29 protein-coding genes are annotated in these 21162 nt (G+C 31.6%); 15 read left to right on the forward strand and 14 right to left on the reverse strand.

Annotated features, from left to right (window positions below):
- Positions 1–14: 14 nt before the first annotated feature.
- The 9 genes from Q0772_RS03720 to metG all read right to left on the reverse strand — a co-directional run bounded on the left by Q0772_RS03720 (position 15) and on the right by metG (position 7903).
- The gene (locus Q0772_RS03720; protein ID WP_298340486.1) at positions 15–1025 is read right to left on the reverse strand and encodes a Gfo/Idh/MocA family oxidoreductase; all 1011 of its coding nucleotides are present in this window, start codon (positions 1023–1025) and stop codon (positions 15–17) included.
- A gap of 360 nt (positions 1026–1385) precedes the next feature.
- On the reverse strand, positions 1386–1904 hold the full coding sequence (locus tag Q0772_RS03725) for a ferritin (protein WP_298340488.1): 519 nt from the start codon (positions 1902–1904) through the stop codon (positions 1386–1388).
- Between the two features lie 113 nt (positions 1905–2017).
- Positions 2018–2398: a cupredoxin domain-containing protein gene (locus Q0772_RS03730; protein ID WP_298340490.1), complete on the reverse strand. Its 381-nt coding sequence runs from the start codon at positions 2396–2398 to the stop codon at positions 2018–2020.
- Between the two features lie 61 nt (positions 2399–2459).
- On the reverse strand, positions 2460–3008 hold the full coding sequence (locus Q0772_RS03735) for a carboxymuconolactone decarboxylase family protein (RefSeq protein ID WP_298340491.1): 549 nt from the start codon (positions 3006–3008) through the stop codon (positions 2460–2462).
- Between the two features lie 115 nt (positions 3009–3123).
- Positions 3124–3300 (reverse strand): hypothetical protein, encoded by a 177-nt coding sequence (locus Q0772_RS03740; protein ID WP_298340494.1) that lies wholly within the window; start codon positions 3298–3300, stop codon positions 3124–3126.
- A 91-nt stretch (positions 3301–3391) separates the two neighbouring features.
- Positions 3392–4234 carry a helix-turn-helix domain-containing protein gene (locus tag Q0772_RS03745; RefSeq protein WP_298340496.1) on the reverse strand — a complete coding sequence of 281 codons (843 nt, stop codon included), beginning with the start codon at positions 4232–4234 and terminating at the stop codon, positions 3392–3394.
- A gap of 142 nt (positions 4235–4376) precedes the next feature.
- A complete protein-coding gene (locus Q0772_RS03750) occupies positions 4377–5081 on the reverse strand; it encodes an OmpA family protein (RefSeq protein WP_298340498.1) in 705 nt (234 codons plus the stop codon).
- A gap of 45 nt (positions 5082–5126) precedes the next feature.
- On the reverse strand, positions 5127–5600 hold the full coding sequence (locus Q0772_RS03755; RefSeq protein ID WP_298340500.1) for a lipocalin family protein: 474 nt from the start codon (positions 5598–5600) through the stop codon (positions 5127–5129).
- 209 nt (positions 5601–5809) lie between these two features.
- On the reverse strand, positions 5810–7903 hold the full coding sequence (metG, locus tag Q0772_RS03760; RefSeq protein ID WP_298340502.1) for a methionine--tRNA ligase: 2094 nt from the start codon (positions 7901–7903) through the stop codon (positions 5810–5812).
- A 23-nt stretch (positions 7904–7926) separates the two neighbouring features.
- Here metG and Q0772_RS03765 point away from each other — a divergent pair, with 23 nt between their 5' ends.
- Positions 7927–8961, forward strand: coding sequence for an LD-carboxypeptidase (locus Q0772_RS03765; protein ID WP_298340504.1), 1035 nt, complete (start codon positions 7927–7929; stop codon positions 8959–8961).
- Positions 8962–9155: 194 nt separating this feature from the next.
- Positions 9156–9410, forward strand: coding sequence for a hypothetical protein (locus Q0772_RS03770; RefSeq protein WP_298340506.1), 255 nt, complete (start codon positions 9156–9158; stop codon positions 9408–9410).
- 77 nt (positions 9411–9487) lie between these two features.
- On the opposite strand, the gene Q0772_RS03775 is transcribed toward Q0772_RS03770, so the two are convergent.
- Positions 9488–9940 (reverse strand): DUF1569 domain-containing protein, encoded by a 453-nt coding sequence (locus tag Q0772_RS03775; RefSeq protein ID WP_298340507.1) that lies wholly within the window; start codon positions 9938–9940, stop codon positions 9488–9490.
- A gap of 61 nt (positions 9941–10001) precedes the next feature.
- Entirely contained in the window at positions 10002–10778 is a 777-nt protein-coding gene (locus tag Q0772_RS03780) for a TerB family tellurite resistance protein (protein ID WP_298340509.1), read from the reverse strand.
- A gap of 311 nt (positions 10779–11089) precedes the next feature.
- Between Q0772_RS03780 and Q0772_RS03785 the strand changes: the two genes are divergently transcribed.
- The 7 genes from Q0772_RS03785 to Q0772_RS03815 all read left to right on the forward strand — a co-directional run bounded on the left by Q0772_RS03785 (position 11090) and on the right by Q0772_RS03815 (position 15200).
- A complete protein-coding gene (locus Q0772_RS03785) occupies positions 11090–11500 on the forward strand; it encodes a BrxA/BrxB family bacilliredoxin (protein WP_298340510.1) in 411 nt (136 codons plus the stop codon).
- A 143-nt stretch (positions 11501–11643) separates the two neighbouring features.
- Positions 11644–12042 (forward strand): hypothetical protein, encoded by a 399-nt coding sequence (locus tag Q0772_RS03790; protein ID WP_298340512.1) that lies wholly within the window; start codon positions 11644–11646, stop codon positions 12040–12042.
- A gap of 60 nt (positions 12043–12102) precedes the next feature.
- Entirely contained in the window at positions 12103–12840 is a 738-nt protein-coding gene (locus tag Q0772_RS03795; protein ID WP_298340514.1) for a lysophospholipid acyltransferase family protein, read from the forward strand.
- 12 nt (positions 12841–12852) lie between these two features.
- Positions 12853–13854, forward strand: coding sequence for an acyl-ACP desaturase (locus Q0772_RS03800; RefSeq protein ID WP_298340516.1), 1002 nt, complete (start codon positions 12853–12855; stop codon positions 13852–13854).
- An 18-nt stretch (positions 13855–13872) separates the two neighbouring features.
- Positions 13873–14211, forward strand: coding sequence for a n-acetylglutamate synthase (locus Q0772_RS03805; RefSeq protein WP_298340518.1), 339 nt, complete (start codon positions 13873–13875; stop codon positions 14209–14211).
- A 12-nt stretch (positions 14212–14223) separates the two neighbouring features.
- Complete coding sequence (locus Q0772_RS03810; RefSeq protein WP_298340520.1) at positions 14224–14877, forward strand: HD domain-containing protein; 654 nt, start codon at positions 14224–14226, stop codon at positions 14875–14877.
- A 185-nt stretch (positions 14878–15062) separates the two neighbouring features.
- Positions 15063–15200 (forward strand): hypothetical protein, encoded by a 138-nt coding sequence (locus Q0772_RS03815; RefSeq protein WP_298340522.1) that lies wholly within the window; start codon positions 15063–15065, stop codon positions 15198–15200.
- A gap of 75 nt (positions 15201–15275) precedes the next feature.
- Here the strand turns inward: Q0772_RS03815 and Q0772_RS03820 are convergent, their stop codons facing one another.
- Entirely contained in the window at positions 15276–15446 is a 171-nt protein-coding gene (locus tag Q0772_RS03820; RefSeq protein WP_298340524.1) for a hypothetical protein, read from the reverse strand.
- Positions 15447–15456: 10 nt separating this feature from the next.
- Positions 15457–16332: an AraC family transcriptional regulator gene (locus tag Q0772_RS03825; protein WP_298340526.1), complete on the reverse strand. Its 876-nt coding sequence runs from the start codon at positions 16330–16332 to the stop codon at positions 15457–15459.
- A gap of 203 nt (positions 16333–16535) precedes the next feature.
- Here Q0772_RS03825 and Q0772_RS03830 point away from each other — a divergent pair, with 203 nt between their 5' ends.
- Positions 16536–17129 (forward strand): hypothetical protein, encoded by a 594-nt coding sequence (locus Q0772_RS03830; protein WP_298340528.1) that lies wholly within the window; start codon positions 16536–16538, stop codon positions 17127–17129.
- A 307-nt stretch (positions 17130–17436) separates the two neighbouring features.
- On the forward strand, positions 17437–18045 hold the full coding sequence (locus tag Q0772_RS03835) for a hypothetical protein (RefSeq protein ID WP_298340529.1): 609 nt from the start codon (positions 17437–17439) through the stop codon (positions 18043–18045).
- A gap of 68 nt (positions 18046–18113) precedes the next feature.
- On the opposite strand, the gene Q0772_RS03840 is transcribed toward Q0772_RS03835, so the two are convergent.
- Positions 18114–19187 carry a PA0069 family radical SAM protein gene (locus Q0772_RS03840; protein ID WP_298340531.1) on the reverse strand — a complete coding sequence of 358 codons (1074 nt, stop codon included), beginning with the start codon at positions 19185–19187 and terminating at the stop codon, positions 18114–18116.
- Between the two features lie 191 nt (positions 19188–19378).
- Between Q0772_RS03840 and Q0772_RS03845 the strand changes: the two genes are divergently transcribed.
- From Q0772_RS03845 to Q0772_RS03860, 4 genes are all read left to right on the forward strand, one after another.
- The gene (locus tag Q0772_RS03845; protein ID WP_298340533.1) at positions 19379–19942 is read left to right on the forward strand and encodes a Crp/Fnr family transcriptional regulator; all 564 of its coding nucleotides are present in this window, start codon (positions 19379–19381) and stop codon (positions 19940–19942) included.
- A gap of 116 nt (positions 19943–20058) precedes the next feature.
- Entirely contained in the window at positions 20059–20475 is a 417-nt protein-coding gene (locus Q0772_RS03850) for a DoxX family protein (RefSeq protein WP_298340535.1), read from the forward strand.
- A 44-nt stretch (positions 20476–20519) separates the two neighbouring features.
- The gene (locus Q0772_RS03855; RefSeq protein WP_298340537.1) at positions 20520–20714 is read left to right on the forward strand and encodes a 4-oxalocrotonate tautomerase family protein; all 195 of its coding nucleotides are present in this window, start codon (positions 20520–20522) and stop codon (positions 20712–20714) included.
- Between the two features lie 4 nt (positions 20715–20718).
- A complete protein-coding gene (locus Q0772_RS03860; RefSeq protein WP_298340538.1) occupies positions 20719–21093 on the forward strand; it encodes a nuclear transport factor 2 family protein in 375 nt (124 codons plus the stop codon).
- The last annotated feature ends 69 nt before the right edge of the window (positions 21094–21162 follow it).

The raw sequence follows: 21162 nt of genomic DNA on the forward strand, positions 1-21162 counted from the left end.
AAAACCTTGTTTTATTAATCTTCTAAAATTTCAATTTGTTTAACAACCTGTGCTTCAGTTACAGGATAAGGCACATTATTCCGAATGGTTTGATAAACGGCTTCAAAAACATTTAAATACGATGCCTTGATAAGTCCTATTTTCTCCTGAGTTTTAACATCATCTTTAACAATAGTTAAAACCCCTTCTTTACCGGGCGGTTCAACACCAAATAATGGATTATTAGGTTTTATCCCTGCATTTAATTGCGTTTCCTGAACATCGGTGCGTTCCTTCATGTACGATCCTTTTGCACCATGTAAAACAAAGGCAGGAAGCGCATTGGCAACTAATAGATTTGCTGTAAGAAACACTTGTAAACCGTTTGGATATTTTAGATGTATATGTGCATAATCATCAATTTGTGTTTCGGCACGATTTCCATGAAGTGTCTTGTTCCACGATTCTGGAATTCCAAATAAAGCTATCGCTGCATCTAAGGTATGTGGTATTAAATTATATAAAACGCCATTGCCAGGAATAGGCAATTCTTTACTTGCGGTTTGGTTCATGGCAGGCTTATATCTGTCGTAGCGAAAATGAACTTCTACTAAATCGCCTAACTTACCAGATTCTACAACACTTTTAACGGATAGAAAATCACTATCATAACGTCTATTTTGAAAAGGCATTATGAAACAATTGTTTTTTTTAGCTTCTTGATAAAGTATTTTGGCTTCTGCTGATGTAATAGTAAATGGCTTTTCTACAAGGATGTGTTTATTTAATTGGATTGCTTTGAAAGCAAAATCGAAATGTGTTGCACTTGGTGTATTTATAATCACTAATTCAATAGTTGAATCGTTAAGCAGCTCATCAACGCTATCATAACTCGTAATGTTTGCATATTCCTGCTGCGCTTTCTTTTTACTCCTTTCAACAATAGCGGTTAATTCAAAACCCTTATGTAATTCTAAAAAAGGACAGTGAAACAAACTTCCAGACATTCCGAAGGATAACACTCCTGTTTTTATTGTATTATTCATTTTAAAAGTCAATTAAGTAAAATAATCTGTAGTTGTACAAATTTAAAGCTATTTACCAAAAAACGCGCAATACTAAAATGGTATTACGCGTTATATATAAACACTCTTTTAAATATTGTTTTTAGGCCACCTTCTTAATCAAATCGAAGCATGGGCATTTTTTACAGCGTTTGTTTTCGCCCTTTTTAAACTTTTTACAGCAACTACTTTTTACTTTTTCAGGAAAGTCTAGACCCAACTTTCGTAATTTCTTAATTGCCTTTTTTTGTTTCTTTTTTTTGCCCACAGAAAATGAGAATTTCAATCTTCAGGCAAAAATAAGTTATTTTTATTAAATCTAAATAAGCTTAATTGTTAAAATTATTCTGGAGTATTAATTGCTGCCGTAGTTACTGTTAAATTTTCAATATCTCTATCGAATAAGTACAAGCCACCTTTGTCATCACCTATCATATTTATTTTATCTAAAATGGTACGTGCTACAGCCTCTTCTTCTATTTGTTCAGCAACATACCATTGTAAAAAATTGTGTGTTGCATAATCTTTTTCCTGAAGAGATATATGAACTAACTCATTAATACTCTGAGATACAAATACCTCATGATCAAAAAGCTTTTCAAACATTTCTTTAAAAGAGTTAAATGTTACATTTGGTGCTTTCAATTGCGAGATTTTTGCATGTCCACCTCGCTCGTTAACAAACTTTACAAGTTTGAGCATGTGCTCGCGCTCTTCATCGCTTTGTGCGTACATAAAGTTTGAAACCCCTTCTAAACCTTTAACCTCTGCCCAACATGCCATGGCTAAATATATTTGAGAAGATTCTGCCTCTACTCGTATTTGATTATTTAATGCGTCTTCTATAGATTTTGATAACATAATATTGGTTTTTTGTAAAGTTAAAGATTTAGTTGATTCTTTTAAATTCAAACCATAAAAAAAGGTTATTCGTTTATAGAATAACCTTTTTCTACTATTAATCAATTTTGAAACTACTGAACTGTCAACGTATATTGTGGTGTTGGGTTCAATGGACAGAAATATACATATTCTCCTTTTGCTAAAGTTGTTGCATTTGTTTTTTGTGTTTCTCCATCTTTAACAACTTGCGTTACGTAAGCTGTTTTAATATGATTTTCTGGATTGCTAGCATCAGCTCCTTTTTTTACTAAAACTAAACCAACTTTTTCTGCTGCATGGTTATTTGCTACTTCAAATACATAAGTACCTTCACTAACAGTTAATGCTTTTTGAACAAATTCTCCTTTAGTTTGCTCTAAAGAAATTGTTTTTACTGATGCCATGGCATCTTGTGCATTTGAGTTGAATGCAAATGCTAATACTACTACTAAAATTACTATTACTTTTTTCATTGTTTTAAATTATTTTGAGCTTTTGCTCTGATTATTGATTATTTATTTGTGTTTATTAATATTATACTGCAACTTCAGCTAATGGCTGTGCTACTGGAAAATCTACTGGGACTTGTGTTGTACTGTGTACGTAATTTGAAATTGTTTTATCACCTACTAAAGAAATGGTATCTATTAAATTTCCTTTTGAATAGCCTGCATTAAAGAAATTTTCTAATACAGCTTCGTCTGTTCTTCCTCTGTTCTCTGTAATGTTTCTAGCTAACCTTGCTAAAGCATCTAATTTATTATCAAAAGAAGCTTCTCCTGCTCTTAATTCTAAAATTTGTTCATCTGAAAAACCATTCATTTTTCCAATTACTGTATGCGCAGACAAACAATAAATACAATTGTTTACTTCACTTACTGCTAAATTTACAACCTCTTTTTCTTTAGCTGATAAAGATGTTTTTGCATTAGCAAAATTTAAATAGTTTTCTAAAGCTGTATTACTATGCGCATAAGTTGCATATAAGTTAGGTACAAAACCTAAAGCTTTATTTAAATTATCGAAAATAGCTTGGTTATTTTCGCTTACTTGATCTTTTGTTGGTACATTGAATGTGCTCATTATTTTTGTTTTTAAATTTTTAATTATTGTTTACTTTATTTTGATAGTACAAAGGTGCAACCGTTTTAAAGGTTATACCATGTTTGTATTTCCCTTATAATTGTCAATTTTTCCTTTATATATTTGAAGAGATATTATTCTTCTGAACATAAGGCATTTCTGCATCACAATAATAATCGTGAATATGTTTTTGCTCACAATGTGTTTTAGGTGAAATTGTGTTTAACACTTTTCTTCCTTTTCCTCTGAATATTTCAATTAGATTGAAAACTGATATATGTTTTAAATTCATAATATTGTTGTTTTAATTATACACTACAAAGGTGCGGAGAAAGAAGACTTGATAAAATGATAAGATTGCCCTAGTTATTGTCGATTTTTCCCTAAGATATCTTTTTAAGTTGTTTTTTGAAGTCTGAAGGTGATAAAGCAGTATGTTTTTTGAATAATCGACTTAAATGCGACGCATCTTCAAACCCAACCTCATAGGCAATTTCCTTTGCTGTTTTATCTGTGTAGATTAATAAACGTTTTGCCTCGAGTACAATGCGTTCGTGAATAATTTGCAACGGACTTGTATTTAATTTGGCAAACGTATTGGATAGTGTTTTAGGAGACTTAAAGAGTTTATCGGCGTAAAAAGTCACGCTATGTTCTGTTTTAAAATGAGATTCAACCAGCATATTGAAATCGCGCAACAAATCTATTTTGGTGTTTTTTATAGTTTCCACAAATCCTTCTTTGGATTTTAATAAACGTGTACTAATAATGATGAATCGTGCCATAAGCATACGCAGCATTTCGGCTTGAATGGTATCTTCAGTTTCTAATTCGTCTAAAAACACTTCGTGCAAAACATTCAGTTTTCTCTTTTCTTTATCATCTAACTCTATAATAGGAATATGCACATTTCCAAAAAATAGCAACCCTGCACAACTTACTTCTTGATCGTGATCTTTAATACAATAGAACTCTCTGTTAAATTGATATACCACCAAATCTTTACCCGAAATAAATTGAAAATATTGAACAACCGTTAACGCTAAAATACTGTTAGGAGCAATAGTATATGGCATACTATCTACAACTATTTTTGCTTCAGAATTAGTCGTTCTTATAAACGTATATAGTTCTGGTTGTTTAGAGTTTTTATATGATTCTAGAAGGTCTTCATTTCCTAATTTTAAAATGGCATTGGTTGAAAACTCTGTGAATGTTTTTTGCATATCGTGTTAGTCTATAACTTTCAAAAATCATTACATGATATAATTATCTTTTAGACTACAAATACCCCAAAGTAAATAAGACATAAAAAAACTCACTTCCTTCTAGAAGTGAGTTTTTTTATGTTGTTAAACATCTTGAATTTTACTCTCCTGCTTGTTTCTTAGCATCTTCAATCATTTTTTCATTGGGCAGAATAACAACGTTTACACGCCTATTATGTGCTCTACCTTCAGTAGTGCTATTATCATGCATTGGTTGTGTTTCTCCAAACCAATTTGTAGTTAATCTACTGCCGCTAATACCGCTACTTTTTAAATAATTAGTTACTGAATAAGCTCTATCTTTAGATAAAGACATATTATAATCAGCATCTCCAGTACTATCTGTATGTCCAACTACTAAAATATTGGTATCTGAGTACTCTTTAAATACATCAATAAGTTTATTTAAGGATTCTTGAGATTTTACATTGATATTTGATTTATTAGTTGCAAAATATACACCACTGCCCTCATCGAATGTTACTACTATACCATCATCAACACGTTCAACCTGAGCACCTGGTATTTCTTCTTCAATCTCTTGAGCTTGTTTGTCCATTTTGTTTCCAATAAGAACACCTGCAGTTCCTCCGATAACACCTCCAATAACAGCCCCTAGTTCACCGTTGCCACCTTTACCAACATTGTTTCCTATAATAGCACCTAAAATAGCTCCTCCTGTTGTACCAATTACTACTCCTTTTTGTTTGTTATTTGCGTTTTGTATTGCTTTACAGTTAAAAAGGCTAACTATCAGTAATAAGCTCAAAAAAAATGTTGATGTTTTTTTTATATATGTTTTCATGTTTTGTCTTTTAAATTAATTGATTATTAAGTCTTAAATAAAGAGTTATTGCTCTTTATTGAAATTCATACTTATAGCAAATGGTGCTCCATCAACAGAAACTGTTTGTTGCCATTGCATTGTGGTATCTGACAAAGATGTAAGCTTTAATCTAAAGCCTTGATTTGTTTCTGATTTTCCTTTAGCATCAGTTGGCTTCAATAGAAAATCATAAAGTCCTGTTGCTTCATCTATTTCCTGAATAGTAAAAATAAAATTACGCACCCCTGATTCACAAGCAGAACCATCAATAGTATACGTCCCAGAGTTGTTATTAGGAATAAACTTCCATGAGCTATTTTCAAAACATGCTTTAGATGCGTCGTTTAACAACTTTACATTGTACGTCCCTGATTTATCATAAGTAATACTGTTAAGCAGCCAATCTCCCTTTATAACTTTTTTTGATGTTCTGACTGTTTTCGAACTTCCGCAAGCTACTAGACTTAGCGTAAGCATTATTAAAAGAATTTTTTTCATAGATAGAAATTTTTGTTGGTTTGAAAATTAGACACATGTATTAAAAAATGTCACTTATTCATAATTACGAGACTTTACAACTGTTTGGATTGAATTAACAGAAATTAATAATTATACTTTTTTAAAGCTGTAATTATTAAAAACCTCTCATAAGAACAAAAAAAACACTTTTAAGATGAAAAATTTGCCGTATTATATTCATCTGCACTTTAGCTTATCTGTAATCCATTCCCAACCTCAGCATCGTCAGGATTTACAAATACCAACTTACCCTCAGGAGTTTCCGTCATCAAAATCATACCCTGGCTTTCAACACCTCTTAGTGCTCTTGGAGCTAGGTTTACTAAAACGGTTACACGTTTACCAACAACTTCTTCTGCAGAAAAACTTTCAGCAATACCAGATACAATGGTTCTTGTGTCAATTCCTGTATCTACTTTTAGTTTCAACAACTTTTTAGTTTTTGGCATTTTTTCAGCTTCCAAAATAGTCCCTACTCGGATATCTAATTTGGTAAAATCTTCAAAAGTAATCGTGTCTTTTTGGGGCTCTACAGTTGCATTGGCTATTTCGTTGGCTTTTTTGCTGGCTTCTAATTTGTCGAGTTGTTTTTGAATGGTTTCGTCTTCAATTTTCGAGAATAATAATTCTGCTTTTCCTATTTGGTGTCCAGCTGGCAATAAGGTTTGTTTTGTGCTTACTTCATTCCAAGACGTTTCGACTGCGCTCAACGTGACATTAAGGATGCCTTTTAATTTATTTGATGTAAATGGTAAAAACGGCTCGCTTAAAGTTGCTAAAGCTGAAGCTATTTGAAGCGCTACATACATGATTGTTTTTGTACGATCTGCATCTACTTTAATCACTTTCCAAGGTTCTGCATCAGCTAGATACTTATTCCCTAAACGTGCTAAATTCATAAGTTCTTGACCCGCTTCTCTAAAACGGTAACGCTCAATAGAACTTGCAATAACATCTGGATAAGCTTTGATTGCGGCTAAAGTTTCTTCATCAACATCATTAAAATCAGAAGGTTCTGGAACAATACCTTCATAATATTTGTTTGTTAAAACTACTACACGGTTTATAAAGTTTCCGAAAATAGCAACTAACTCATTATTATTTCTTGCTTGAAAATCTTTCCAAGTAAAATCGTTATCCTTAGTTTCTGGTGCATTGGCATTTAGTGCGTAACGCAATACATCTTGTTGCCCAGGGAATTCTTCTAAATATTCTGGCAGCCATACTGCCCAATTTTTAGAGGTTGATAGCTTATTGCCTTCTAAATTTAAAAACTCATTTGCTGGAACGTTTTCAGGAAGAATGTAACTCCCTTCAGCCTTTAACATGGCTGGAAAAATAATACAGTGAAACACAATATTATCTTTTCCTATAAAGTGTACTAGCTTGGTATCTTTATCTTTCCAATATGGCTCCCAATCTTTTCCTTCTCGTGCTGCCCATTCTTTGGTAGATGAGATATAACCAATTGGCGCATCAAACCAAACATAAAGTACTTTACCTTCTCCACCTTCTGCTGGCACAGGGATTCCCCAATCTAAATCTCTGGTAACCGCTCTTGGTCGTAACCCATCGTCAATCCAAGATTTACATTGCCCATAAACATTTGGTTTCCAATCTTTTTTATGACTCTCTAAAATCCATTCTTTTAAAAAAGCCTCGTGTTTATCTAACGGTAAAAACCAGTGTTTTGTTTCTTTTAAGGTAGGCACATTACCTGTAATAGCTGATTTCGGATTTATTAAATCAGTTGCATTATGGCTTGTTCCGCAGTTTTCACATTGGTCTCCATAACTTTCTTCATTTCCACATTTTGGACAAGTTCCTATTACAAAACGGTCTGCTAAAAACTGATTAGCTTCAGCATCATACAACTGTTCTGAAGTTTCTTCAATAAATTCACCTTTTTCATTTAAGGTTTTAAAAAACTCCGAAGCAGTTTCATGATGAATTGGTGCCGACGTTCTCGAATAATTATCATAAGTAATTCCAAAATCTTCAAACGATTTTTTAATAATTGCATGATATTTATCTACAATATCTTGAGGAGAAACCCCTTCGTTTTTCGCTTTTATGGTAATTGGTACACCATGCTCATCACTTCCTCCAATAAATGCCACATCGTTTCCTGTTAAACGTAAATAGCGCGCATAAATATCTGCAGGTACATAAACACCTGCTAAGTGACCTATATGTATAGGTCCGTTTGTATAAGGAAGCGCTGTTGTAATGGTATATCTTTTCGGCATTGTAATATCTTTTGAAGCCGTAAAAGTACACATTTAAAGCCCTTTTTGAAAAAAAAATGTACATTTACATTATGCAGAGAAGCCTACTCATTTTAAGCCTGTTTTGTGTTACTTTTTTATTAGAAACAAAAAGTACATCAGCACAAAGTACGGGCCTTGAAAAACAAAACAACACTTTGAAACAACCGCCATACTTAAAAGCAGGAGATACCGTTGCCATTGTTGCGCCATCTGGTATTTTAAAAAATAGAAATGATGAAGTTAAACAAGCTCAAGCACTTTTAAAACGTTGGGGATTGTTTTCAGTTGTAGGAAAACATGTTTTTAGTAATGCAAATCATTTTGCTGGAACAGACGATGAGCGTTGTGAAGATTTTCAAAACGCTCTTGACGACCCAAAAATTAGTGCTATTTGGTGTGCTCGTGGTGGCTATGGCACAGTTAGAATTTTAGATAAGTTAGATTACTCAAAATTTAAAGAAAACCCCAAATGGGTTATTGGATATTCTGATATTACGGCACTTCATAATCAAATACATAACCAAGGTGTTGAAAGTTTACATGCTATGATGTGTGTTAGTCTAACTAAGGATGAATCTGAAATTGAAGCTAGTATTTCTACATTTAAAAACACCATTTTCGGAAAACCTTTAAGTTACACATTAGAAAGTTCAAACTATAATAAAACAGGAGCTACTTCTGGGCAATTAGTAGGTGGTAATTTAACCATGCTTCACACCATGCTAGGTTCTGAAACGAGTATTGATACTTCTGGGAAAATATTATTTATTGAAGAAATTGGCGAATACAAGTATCATATTGATCGTATGTTGCAGAGCCTAAAACGCGCTGGCTATTTTGATAAATGTAAAGGCGTTATTGTAGGCGACATGACAAAACTTAGAAAAAACACTACCCTCTGGGGGACATCTATCGAACAACTTATTTTGGATGCTTTGGAGGATTACGATTTTCCTATTGCTTTTAATATGCCTGCGGGTCATGAAAAAGACAATAGAGCTTTAATTTTAGGAAGAAGTATCGAGTTACGTGTTAACAAAAACCAATCGACAATCAATTTTAGTGAATAAATCTTAATAAAAACCTCACCATAAGAATCTGATTAATCCTTTATATAACTGAGTTTTTACCGAATATACAACTCATTTCGCAGAACATTTTGTTTGTTAAACGGTCATAAGGTTACAATCAACTAATATTTTCAAGATTTATTAGAATAAGTAATAACCTTGTACTACTTATAACAAATTTAAACCCAAATATTATGATTAAAAAATTACAATCCCTAATGGCTGCTGCTGTTATTTTATTTTCTATTAGCATGAGTGCTGATACAATAAAAAACTCAAACTTAAATTTGAACAATCCTGATATCCGTAAATGTTTATTAGATGCTACAAAAACGGAAGGTTGGAAATTATCATCTGTGTATCTTGATGCTAACAATAAGTTAGTTATGATTTTTGATAAAGGTGAAGACACAAAAATTTACACGAGTAAAGAAGTCTTTTCTAACTAAATAAATACGTTCTTTAAATAAAAAAGCCAACTAAACTTTGTTTAGTTGGCTTTTTTATACCCTTTTCTGTTAATCGGTTAAACTCCAAATTGCATTAAATGATGATCTAAATGTTTATAGAACATGTTGTTCCATTCATGTTTTGATAACTTACCAAAAGAATGGGATTCTTTTCCATCAAAATAATCTTCGCCTAAATCTTGAGCCTTTTTTAAATAATCTGTTAACCTCGCTTTTTCTTCTACAAAATTTCTCGCGTTACTAATTAAAAACTGAGGAGCCGTTTTGCTATTTTTCTTATAAGGCTTATCTCCAACAACTGTGTTTTTAACAAATAGTTTTAAAATAAATTTTGTGAACCCATTTGGTTTTGCGTGTTTATCTTCAAAAGCCATTTCGTAAGTTACATTGCAATGGGCCAACATTTGGTCAGAACTCATTTTTCCCCAAAGCGGTCTTGTTGTTGGCGAAAGCTTATTAATTCTATCTATTACTGCTTCAGTTTCTTTTGAGTCGAAGATGTTTTTCATGATTTTAGATTGATGAATTTTACTTCTCGCAATTTATTTATTTTATTTTTACTTTGAAAATTTAAAACCCTCGCTCCTTTTGCAACTGCTCATAAGCCGCCTGCACTTGCCTAAATTTTTCTTCAGCCCCTTTTTGGTGTTCTTTACCTAAATGAATCACTTTATCTGGATGATATTTTTTAGCCATTTTTCGGTAGGCTTTTTTAACTTCATCATCTGTAGCAGATTTATCAATCTCTAAAACTTTATAAGCATTATCGCTACTATTATAAAACATGGCTTTAATACTCTCATAATCTCTAGAGCTAATACCCAAATAGCCTGCAATGGTGTAAATCTGTTTTTCTTCATCACTCGTTACAGTACCATCAGCTTTGGCTATTCCAAACAGAAAGTGCATAAGTTGTAACCGTGATGGATGATCCATCATCTGTCGAATTTGCAAACACACTGGACGTACCGATACATTTTGTTTACTTATATTTTTAAATAATTTAAAAGCATGATTTGCGCGCTCTTTACCATACATATTTAAAAACTGCTGACGCACAAAGTCTAACTCGCGCTGATCTTGCACACCATCTGCTTTTATAACTACTGAGGCTAATATGAGTAAACTCACTTCAAAATCACCAGACTGTGTTTGTGGTCGCTGCCTGGGTTGGGTTCTATATGTCGTTCTTCGCCCTCTAGTTGTTTGTCTTTCTCCTAATAATGGTCCTCCATTACCATCTGCCATAGTATCTACAACACTTCCTATTGCTAAGCCAATTATGGCTCCTATTGGTCCTCCGAACGACCAGCCTATTGAGGCTCCTATCCATTTTGCAAAACTCATTTAATTCTTTTGTTTTTTACAGGTGTTAAATATAACATTGTTAGTTGAATTTTTAACTCTTTTGTTACAATTGTACTGTGTTAAGGATAGAAACGACATCCTTTGTGCGACGTTTTAATACTATAATCTCACTCTAAAATAGTGTTTAAGAAAAGTAGCATCTTTAAACAAATAAATAACTGCTTCGCAGAAAGATATAGTGAATAGCCTGACCTTATAACGCCATAAGCGTTTTAAGGGAACACCCAAAGCATAAATACAATCCTTTTATTTAACTTTGTAAAAAATTTACAATTAATAAAATATAAAATATGTATCCAGCAGAATTAGTAAAACCAATGCGTGAGGATTTAACCAAAGTTGGTTTTGAAGAATTACATACTGCCGCGGCTGTTGACGCTGCTATAGCAAAAGAAGGAACAACTTTAGTAGTTGTTAATTCGGTTTGCGGTTGTGCAGCAGCAAATGCGCGCCCAGGGGCTAGAATGAGTTTAGATAATGTTAAAAAACCTGACCATATTGTTACGGTTTTTGCAGGAGTTGATAGAGAAGCTGTTGATGCTGCTCGTGGTTATATGGTACCTTTTCCTCCAAGTTCACCAAGTATGGCTTTATTTAAAGATGGTGAATTGGTACACATGTTAGAGCGCCATCATATTGAAGGGCGTCCTGCAGAGTTAATTGCAGAAAACCTTATTGATGCCTATAATGACCATTGTTAATCTTTTAATTGAAACTAAAAATTAAAAAGATTTTTACGATTTACTCAGAATAACAAAAAATTAAGCCACAAGAGATTGTGGTTTTTTTTATTTGTCTACGCAACCTTTCTTTAACTATCGCATCTTAATAACAAATTATAAAAATGAAAAAGCTATTATCTAAAGTTGTTTTATTACCCTTATGTTTATTTTTATTTTCTACGCAATGTGAGGATGATATTCCTCCTGTTACGCAAGAAACTGAAGAGCAGGAATTAGCCCTTTTAAAAAACGAAATTGAAGATTTAGCTAACGCATCTGTTTGTGATGATGCTTTTGAATGTAAATTTATTGCTTTTGGAAGTAAACCTTGTGGTGGCCCTTGGAGTCATTTAGTATATTCTACATCTATTGATACTGAGGAACTTGAAAGCATGGTTGAGGGTTATAACCGAAAAGAAGCCCTTTATAATTCTGAATGGGACATCCCTTCTGATTGTGCCATAACCAATCCGCCAACTAGTATAACCTGCGAAAACAATTCTTGTATTGCAGTGTTTTAAAATGGTTTTAAATTAGTTTCAAAATTTAACACATTTAACATTAGTTTATTATTTTTGGACATGCTTAAACTATTGTCCTACCCAATTTCAGTTATTTATTTTATATGTTTTGGATTAACATTGCTTGTGTTTCATCCTATACAATGGTTTTGCTATAATGTTTTTGGACCTAAAACTCATGAAAAAAGCGTTTATGCCTTGCAATTTTTCTTGATGCGTTGTGCTAACATTTTGGGCACGCGTTTTTCTTTTATTAGTCCCTATAAAATAGAGAAAAATAGACCTCTTATCGTTGTTACTAACCACCAAAGTTTACACGATATATATCCGCTTACTTGGTATATGCGTAAGCATCACCCTAAATTTATTAGTAAAATAGAATTAGGAAAAGGCATCCCCAGTGTATCTTATAATTTGCGTCATGGCGGTGCAGCGTTAATTGATAGAAAAAATCCAAGACAATCCTTACCAGCTTTAATGAAATTTGGAGAATATATTGAAAAAAACAATTATGCTGCTGTTATTTTTCCAGAAGGCACACGTAGTAAGGATGGCAACCCAAAACCTTTTCAAACAAAAGGCTTAGAGATTTTATTTAAAAAAACACCTTCTGCGTTGATTGTACCAGTTACAATAAATAATTCTTGGAAAATGTTGCGTTATGGAAAATTTCCTGCTGGCTTAGGAAATCATATTAAATTTACCGTACATAAACCCTTGGAATTGGGTACCTTTGCTGACAAGAAAGAACTTATCGAAACAGTCGAAATGACTATCAAAAATCATATTAAACATTAAAAAAGAGATTAGATGTCTTTAAAGAATAAGAGATTAGAGGTGATGCGGTTTTTAGAAAAAGACGTTGATGCATTGATGGAAAAATACTTGATTCCTATTGATAGCATTTGGCAACCCACAGATTTTTTACCAAACTCTGAAACTACGGATGCTGCTTTTTTTGAAGAAGTAAAAGAAATAAGAGAACTAGCAAAAGATTTACCTTATGATTTTTGGGTGGTTTTAGTTGGTGATATGATTACAGAAGAAGCCTTACCAACTTACGAATCGTGGTTAATGGATGTTGAAGGTGTTGATCAAGTTGAAGGCGGTGGAAATGGATGGGGCAAATGGGTACGCCAATGGACTTCAGAAGAGAACAGACACGGTGATGTACTAAATAAATACCTTTACCTTTCGGGTAGAGTAAATATGAAAGAAATTGAAAAAACCACACAACATCTTATTGCTGATGGTTTTGATATTGGTACGGACAGAGATCCATATAAAAACTTTGTATACACTAGTTTTCAAGAGTTGGCTACCTACATTTCTCATAATCGTGTTGCAAAACTTGCAAAAGATAAAGGAAATAAGCGATTATCAAAAATGTGTAAAATCATTTCAGGAGACGAAATGCGTCACCACCATGCCTATTCCGAGTTTGTAGAACGTATTTTTACAGTAGACCCTAGCCAAATGATGATGGCTTTTCATTATATGATGAAACAAAAAATAACTATGCCTGCGCATTTTTTAAGAGAATCTGGAAAAAGTATTGGTACCGCTTTTGAAGAGTTTTCTAATACGGCACAACGTATAGGTGTTTATACAGCCACGGATTATGTAGATATTTTACAAAAATTGATTGAACGTTGGGATATTGGAAGCATTACAGGATTAAACGATGAAGCAGAAAAAGCTAGAGACTATCTTATGAAACTACCTGCAAGAATGTATCGCTTATCTGAACGTATGAAAATTCCAGAAAACTCATTTCAATTTAAATGGGTTGAGCCAGCAGTTATTAAATAAAACATACTTTTTTTATAGTTGATTAATTATAACAATAAGAAATTCAAACCTGTTTCTAGTTCAGAAAATAGCGAAACTACTTCTGAAACTATATTTCTATACAAACAAAACCAAAATATTATAACCTCAACTTATAAGGGTGGTAATATCATTAAAGGTCACTTAATTGGACTTGTTGACACATATGGCAATATCAATATAAGATACCACCAAATAAACAAAAACGGTGAATTAACAACCGGTATTTGTGTTTCAAAACCTGAGATAAGTTCGGATGGAAAAATTACACTTTATGAAAATTGGCAATGGACTTCTGGTGATAAATCTAAGGGTACGTCAATCTTAAAAGAACTTTAGTTATTATCTGTTATGAATCAGGATATTATTGATAAAACTATAGTATTTGTAAAAGATACTCTAGCTCATGCTGAAGGCGGACATGATTGGTTTCATATTGAACGTGTATATAAAAACAGTCTTTTAATTGCTAAACAAGAAACTGTTGATGCGTTTGTAGTCTCTTTAGGCGCTTTACTTCATGATATTGCTGATAGCAAGTTTCATAACGGAGATGATACTATTGGTCCTAAAATAGCGCGTGAATTTCTTTTTGACCTTAATGTAGATTCAACCATTATTGAACATGTTGTAAACATTATTGAAAATATTTCTTTCAATAAATCTTTAGAGGGCAATTTAGTTTTTAGCTCTAATGAATTAAAGGTGATTCAAGATGCTGATAGACTTGATGCTATTGGTGCTATTGGTATCGCTAGATGCTTTAATTATGGAGGTTTTAAGAATCGAACACTTTATAATCCTGATATTAAACCTAACCTTGATATGACAAAAACTGAGTACAAAAACTCTACTGCCCCAACAATAAATCATTTTTATGAAAAACTCCTACTTTTAAAAGACAAAATGAATACTAAAACAGGAAAAAAAATTGCTGAGAAACGCCATGAATTCATGAAACTCTACTTAGATCAGTTTTATAATGAATGGAATGGCAATATATAATATATTAAATTTCAATTAATCACGATTTTTTAGCTCGTATCAAATAATATTATACACTATTTTAACCCACTTCTATGTTAAATTAGTGCTTAGGGTAAATTAGCATAGAAATCAATTAAAATGATTGTTTTTTTCATAAAACATCTGACATAATTTTGGATTGTTGAACATTTAAATCCTTAATTATGAAAAAGTTAAAAGAAGAATTAGTTCAAAAGGAAGAAGAGATAACTAACTTTAATTATATACTATTTAGTGCTGGTCTTTTACTGGCCTTACCAGTAATAACATTTGTTTTATTATTTTGCCTTAAATTAATTTAACCAAAATTCAAACCAATCAAAAAAAGCCTCCTTTTACTAGGAGGCTTTTTTTGATTGTAAAGGGTTTTAAGGCAACTAATTCTCTAATGCTACTTGTAACGCCGTAATCTTATATTCTAAAATTGAAAGTTCTTCAGCATTTTCAATAATTTCTTCAACGGTTAAATCATTCTTACTATTTATAAAATTTAAGAGCCCCTCTCTTTTGTATGTGTAATACTTTATGGCTTCATTTATTTTTTCCATAGTTAAAATTTTATTGAATAATTAACTTAATTTCTTTTCTATAGTTTGAAGCACTTTTTCCCGTGATATCATTAAACACCTTATTAAAGTGCGAGAAATTATTAAAACCACATTCATAACAAACATCAGCTATACTCATATCACTTTCTTCTGAGAGTAACTTGGTGGCATGTACAATACGGTATTCATTTACAATTTGCGTAAAAGTTTTACCTGTAGCCTTTTTAAAATATCTACAAAAAGCTGGAACCGTCATACTTACCTCATTTGCAATTTCATCAAGTGTTATATGATTTTGAAAGTTATTATTTACATATTTAAATATAGCACCAATCTTAGAGCTATCTTGTGCCTCAGCTTCAAAAGCATAACCATCTGCATTCAAAAGTGCATAATCTTCGGTCTTTGCTAAATAGCCAAGTATCTCTAAAAACTGTAAAATCCGGTCTAAACCAGAGCTCTTTAATAAACTGTCAATTTTAGGACCAATATGAGCTTTCGTTTCTACTTGAAAACGAATGCCTTTTTTAGCACGTTCAAATAAGGCAGCAATACTAGACAACTCAGGAACCTTAATAAAGTCATTACCTAAAAAATCAGCTTTAAACTGTACAGTAGTTTCAGAACCATTAGCTGTTAATCGGTCAGCAAAACCATTGTGAGGTAAATTAGCACCTATTAATATAAGCTGACTGTTGTTAAAATAAGATAAATGATTACCAATATGTGTTTTCCCTTGCCCCTTATTTACATAAACTAATTCAAGCTCAGGATGAAAGTGCCAGTAGGCATTGAGTCTATCTGCCTTTTCCAAATGTTGCTTAACGAGTATAGAACTTCCAAAACTTGGGGTAAGCTTCTCTAAAGTAGGTTTCTTATTAACCATGAAAGACTAATTTTACAACAAATTTACCACTTATTATGCATACATTATATATACAATTACCCAAAATGTATGTTATATTAACTTAACATACAGTTAACATTCAATTAACAGATAATTTAGCACATAAAGTGGTCAAAATTCATGTTTTTGGAGAGATTCGTCCAATATATCTTTGTACCGTTGAACGTTATAAAACCCAAATTATGAAAAACGTAATCAAAAACACAAAAAAAGGATTCTTAATGGTAGCGCTTCTATATACGTTTACCGGATTCGCTAACAACTCTAATAGCCTAATTAAAAGAGATGCTAGAAAAACATCTTTAGTATTAGAAAATGTAAAAGAAGGTAATTTGCTAAGTATTAAAGATAGCCACGGCATTACACTATATAAGGAATCTATTGAATCAAATGGCATTTACAAAAAAGGATTTGATTTAACTGCTTTACCAAATGGAGAGTATGTTTTTGAACTTGAAAAGGAGTTAGAGATTAAAACAATTCCTTTTACTGTGGATTCGAACATAGTTAATTTCAATAAAAAAGATGAGGCTACATATTTTAAGCCTTTTGTAAAACAAGAAAAAGATTTAGTTTTCCTTACAAAACTTAATTTGAATGAAGAATTAACTACAATTAATGTTTATGCTATTTATGAAGGAGGCTCAGAACTTCGTCACACAGAAACTATAAATAATGTAAAGGTTATTGAAAAAGCATTTAGATTAGAAAAAGGAAATTACAAAATTGAAATAAACTCCAATAACAAAGAGTATACAGCATTCATTAATAATTAGTTTAATGTCTTATTTAGTTTAGTTTAGTTGGTAAAAGTGGGCTGTGGTGGCCCACTTTTTATTTTTTAAAACTTTAAAAACATATAATTATACTATAGCAATGCTAAGGTATTTATCTGTTTATACTTGGCTGCTCTTTTATTAACTAAAGTATTTATATTCAATAGAATTTCATGATATTAATTTTACCTAAAAATGATGCAAAATTAACAGATAATTTAGCACATAAATTGGTCAAAATCAATGTTTTACAAAATTAATTTACTGTATAAATTTGTAGTGTTGAACGTTATAAAAAACCTAAATCATGAAAAACGTAATTAAACACTCCAAAAAAGGAATCTTAATGGTAACAATGTTTGCTACCTTGTTAAGTTTCGCTAATGAAGTTTCATTTTTCAATATTGAAAATGATGCAAGAAGAACCGCTCTTACTTTATATAATGTAAAGCAAGGAAACCTATTATCTATTAAAGATATTAATGGCATAATACTTTTTAAAGAGGTAATTGAACAATCTGGAACTTATTCGAAAGGGTTTGATTTAACAACTTTACCTAACGGTAACTACCTTTTTGAACTTGATAAAGATGTGGAAATAAATATTATTCCCTTTTCGGTAACGTCTAGTATTGTAACTTTTGAAAAAGATAAGGAGAAAATTATCTTTAAGCCCACTATAAAAGTTGACGGGAATTTAGTTTATGTATCAAAACTGGCTTTAAATGGAGAGCCGCTGAAAGTGGATATCTATTTCTCAGGATTTAATTCAATTGATAACGAAAAAATACTTACGGAAACAATTGAAGGTAAAAAGACTATTAGAAGAATATATAAACTTCAAGGTTTAGATTCTGGTTCATATAAAATGATATTCTCTACTGAGGGTAGAAAATTTATTAAAACAATACGATAAAGATTAACAGAATAAATACCTTATTAGTTTAGTTGATTAAAGTGGGCTGTAATGGCCCACTTTTTTTATTAAAATAATTTTAGTTGCCCCTGTTTATAAGGCTCATGTAAATCACAATTTAGTTTTGACATAACTTTGTTTTTAAAATACTGCAGTTTTGCCAATTTAACAAGGTTATTTATTTGTTCTGCAATTTTACCTTCACCACGCATTCTTGCTCCATATCTTGAATCGTTTAAAGTACCGCCATGGCAACTTTCTATTTGATGTAATACTTTTTCAGATCGATCTGGCATTGTTTTTTTTATCCAATCGGTGAAAATTTCACCTATGGCGCCATTAAGCCTTACAATAGTATGACCTATTGAAAGCGCTCCATTATTAGAAGCAGCTTTAGCCAACGGCAATATTTCATGACTATTAATTGATGGAATTATAGGTGCAATCATAACATTTACAGGGATTCCATTTTCACTCAATATTTTTACAGTTTCTAACCGCTTTTTTATAGTTGCTGTTCTAGGCTCTAAAACACGTCTTGTATCTTCTGATAATGAAGTAATAGAAATATTTACACCAATTAAATTGTGTTTTGCCAAACCCTTAAGGATATCTAAATCATCTAAAATTCTTGAATTTTTAGTGATTATACCCACTGGATGCTTGTATTTTAAAAACACCTCTAAACATTGTCTTGTAATTCTGTATTTCTGTTCCGCTGGCTGATAACAATCTGTATTCCCAGACATTACAATTGGGTGTGCTTTCCAGCTTTTCTTTTTTAAATGAGCTTCTAATAAGTTTGGCGCATCTTTTTTTACTAAAATACGTCGCTCAAAGTCTAAACCTGCACTATAACCCCAAAACTCATGTGTATTTCTTGCATAGCAATAAATACAACCATGCTCACAACCTTGGTATGCATTCATTGAATATGCCATGCCTACATCTGGACTTTTTACCTTATTAACTATAGTTTTAGGAAATACCTCTATATAACGTGTTTTATTTTTATCAGCTTGCTCACCTTCTTTTTGGCAATATTCAAGAAAATCATCACGCATTTCATGACTTAATTCGAAGAAACGATTAGGGACGTTGAGTTGCGCACCACGTCCTTTTATGGCATTTTTTGGGGACATACTAGTAAAATTAAAGGTTGAATGCTATTATTGATAGCTCTTTAAAATTACTTATTATTTTTATTGAAAAATGTTAAAGTGAAAGTGGGTTATTAACAACTTTACTTTATCATAAAAAAATGATAATTTCGTTTAACACTAAATGTAAAACATTAAAAAGTTTTCATATCCGCTAATTGGCAACAATTAAAATGAAACATCCTCTAAAACAACATATAGAAGAAATAATTAAATTAACAGACGAGGAGTTTGAATTTATTTTAAGCCATTTTGAAACGATATATAAGCGCAAGCATCAATATTTATTACAGAAAGGGGAAATTGCTGATAAAGAATATTGGATAGTAAAAGGTTGTTTGAAAAGCTATTTTTTTGAAGAAAGTGGAAAAGAACATATTTTACAGTTCGGAATGGAAAATTGGTGGATTACCGATTATGAATCATTCGTAAAACAATCAAAATCTAAAATCAATATTGATTGTATTGAAGATTGCGAACTTCTTTACATAACATTTGAAAATAGAGAAAAACTTACTAAGGAAATGCACAAAATGGAACGCTTTTGGGCAAAGAAAAGTAAGTTTGGCAGAATAGCACTTCAAAATAGAATCTTATCTTTATTAAAAAACTCTTCAAAAGAGCGGTATGACTTGCTTCTCGAACAATATCCAAAACTTTTTCAAAGAGTACCCAAAAAATTAATAGCTTCATATTTAGGTGTCAGTAGAGAAACCTTAAGCCGATTAAATTCGTAAAAATTAATGACTTCAGAGTGTGATATTTAGCACAAATTTTTAGTGACAATTGTCCTGTGGTCTGTCTTGTTAGTTTTTGACTTTTGTATCATATAAATTTTAAAAAATTAAATGATATGAATAACTTTAAAAACATTAAAAACAAAGACACTGGGTTACTAATACAAAGAATTAGTATTGGAACACTTATTCTATTACACGGTATTGCAAACTTAACTTCTGATTATTTATTTATCAAAAATTTACTCAATAGTATAGAAATTCCAGAATTTGTTGCATACTTGGTTTTTATAGGTGAAATAATTGCACCAATACTAATAATTATTGGTTTGAGAGCAAGAGTAGCAAGTTTAGTTTTAGCCTTTAATATACTAATAGCTATTTTAATGGCACATTCAGCCGAAATTTTTACTTTGAATCCATTTGGTGGTTGGGGAATTGAATTACAAGGCTTATATCTATTTGGAGCGATAGTAATATTTTTAATTGGAGCTGGAAAGTATGCCGTATCGACAACTTCAAGATGGGATTAATCTTCAAAAAATCAACTATTTAAAAATTAAAACAAATAAAAATTATGCCTTACATTAACATAAAAGTTACTGACACAAATGTAACAAACGAACAAAAAAAACTATTAATTGAAGGTGCTACAGAATTGTTAATGAACATTTTAAATAAAAAACCTGAAACAACTCACGTAATAATAGATGAAATCCCAATTGAAAATTGGGGATTTAATAGAAAACAATCTTTAGGAAATAAAAAATAATCAAATGTACCTAGACGACATAAAAGAAATCGAAAATTTGATAAATAATTACTTTGAAGGAATTTTTTATGGAGACACATCAAAACTTGAAACTTGTTTTAACGAAAATGCGTTTGTTTATGGGGATATAAATACAAGTGAATATTCCAAAACTGTCAACGAATATATAGAGATCGTTAAAGTTAGAAAAAGCCCAAATGATTTAGGAGAAGCTCTAAAAATGTCAATCATTGGAATAGATATACTTGGTAAAATTGCTATGGCAAAGTTGCATGTTCCAATGTTAGGTTATAACTATTATGATTATTTGTCGCTTTTTAAAATAAATGACGAATGGAAAATTGTTAATAAAATATTTACTCATATAGATAATGACTAATAGAGTAAATAACAGTTGCCAAAACGTGCATAATTAATGGCTTGTTCTCACCTATTGTTAAACAAACCT

Source organism: uncultured Algibacter sp., from assembly GCF_947490405.1.
In the GTDB taxonomy this organism is placed as follows: domain Bacteria; phylum Bacteroidota; class Bacteroidia; order Flavobacteriales; family Flavobacteriaceae; genus Algibacter_B.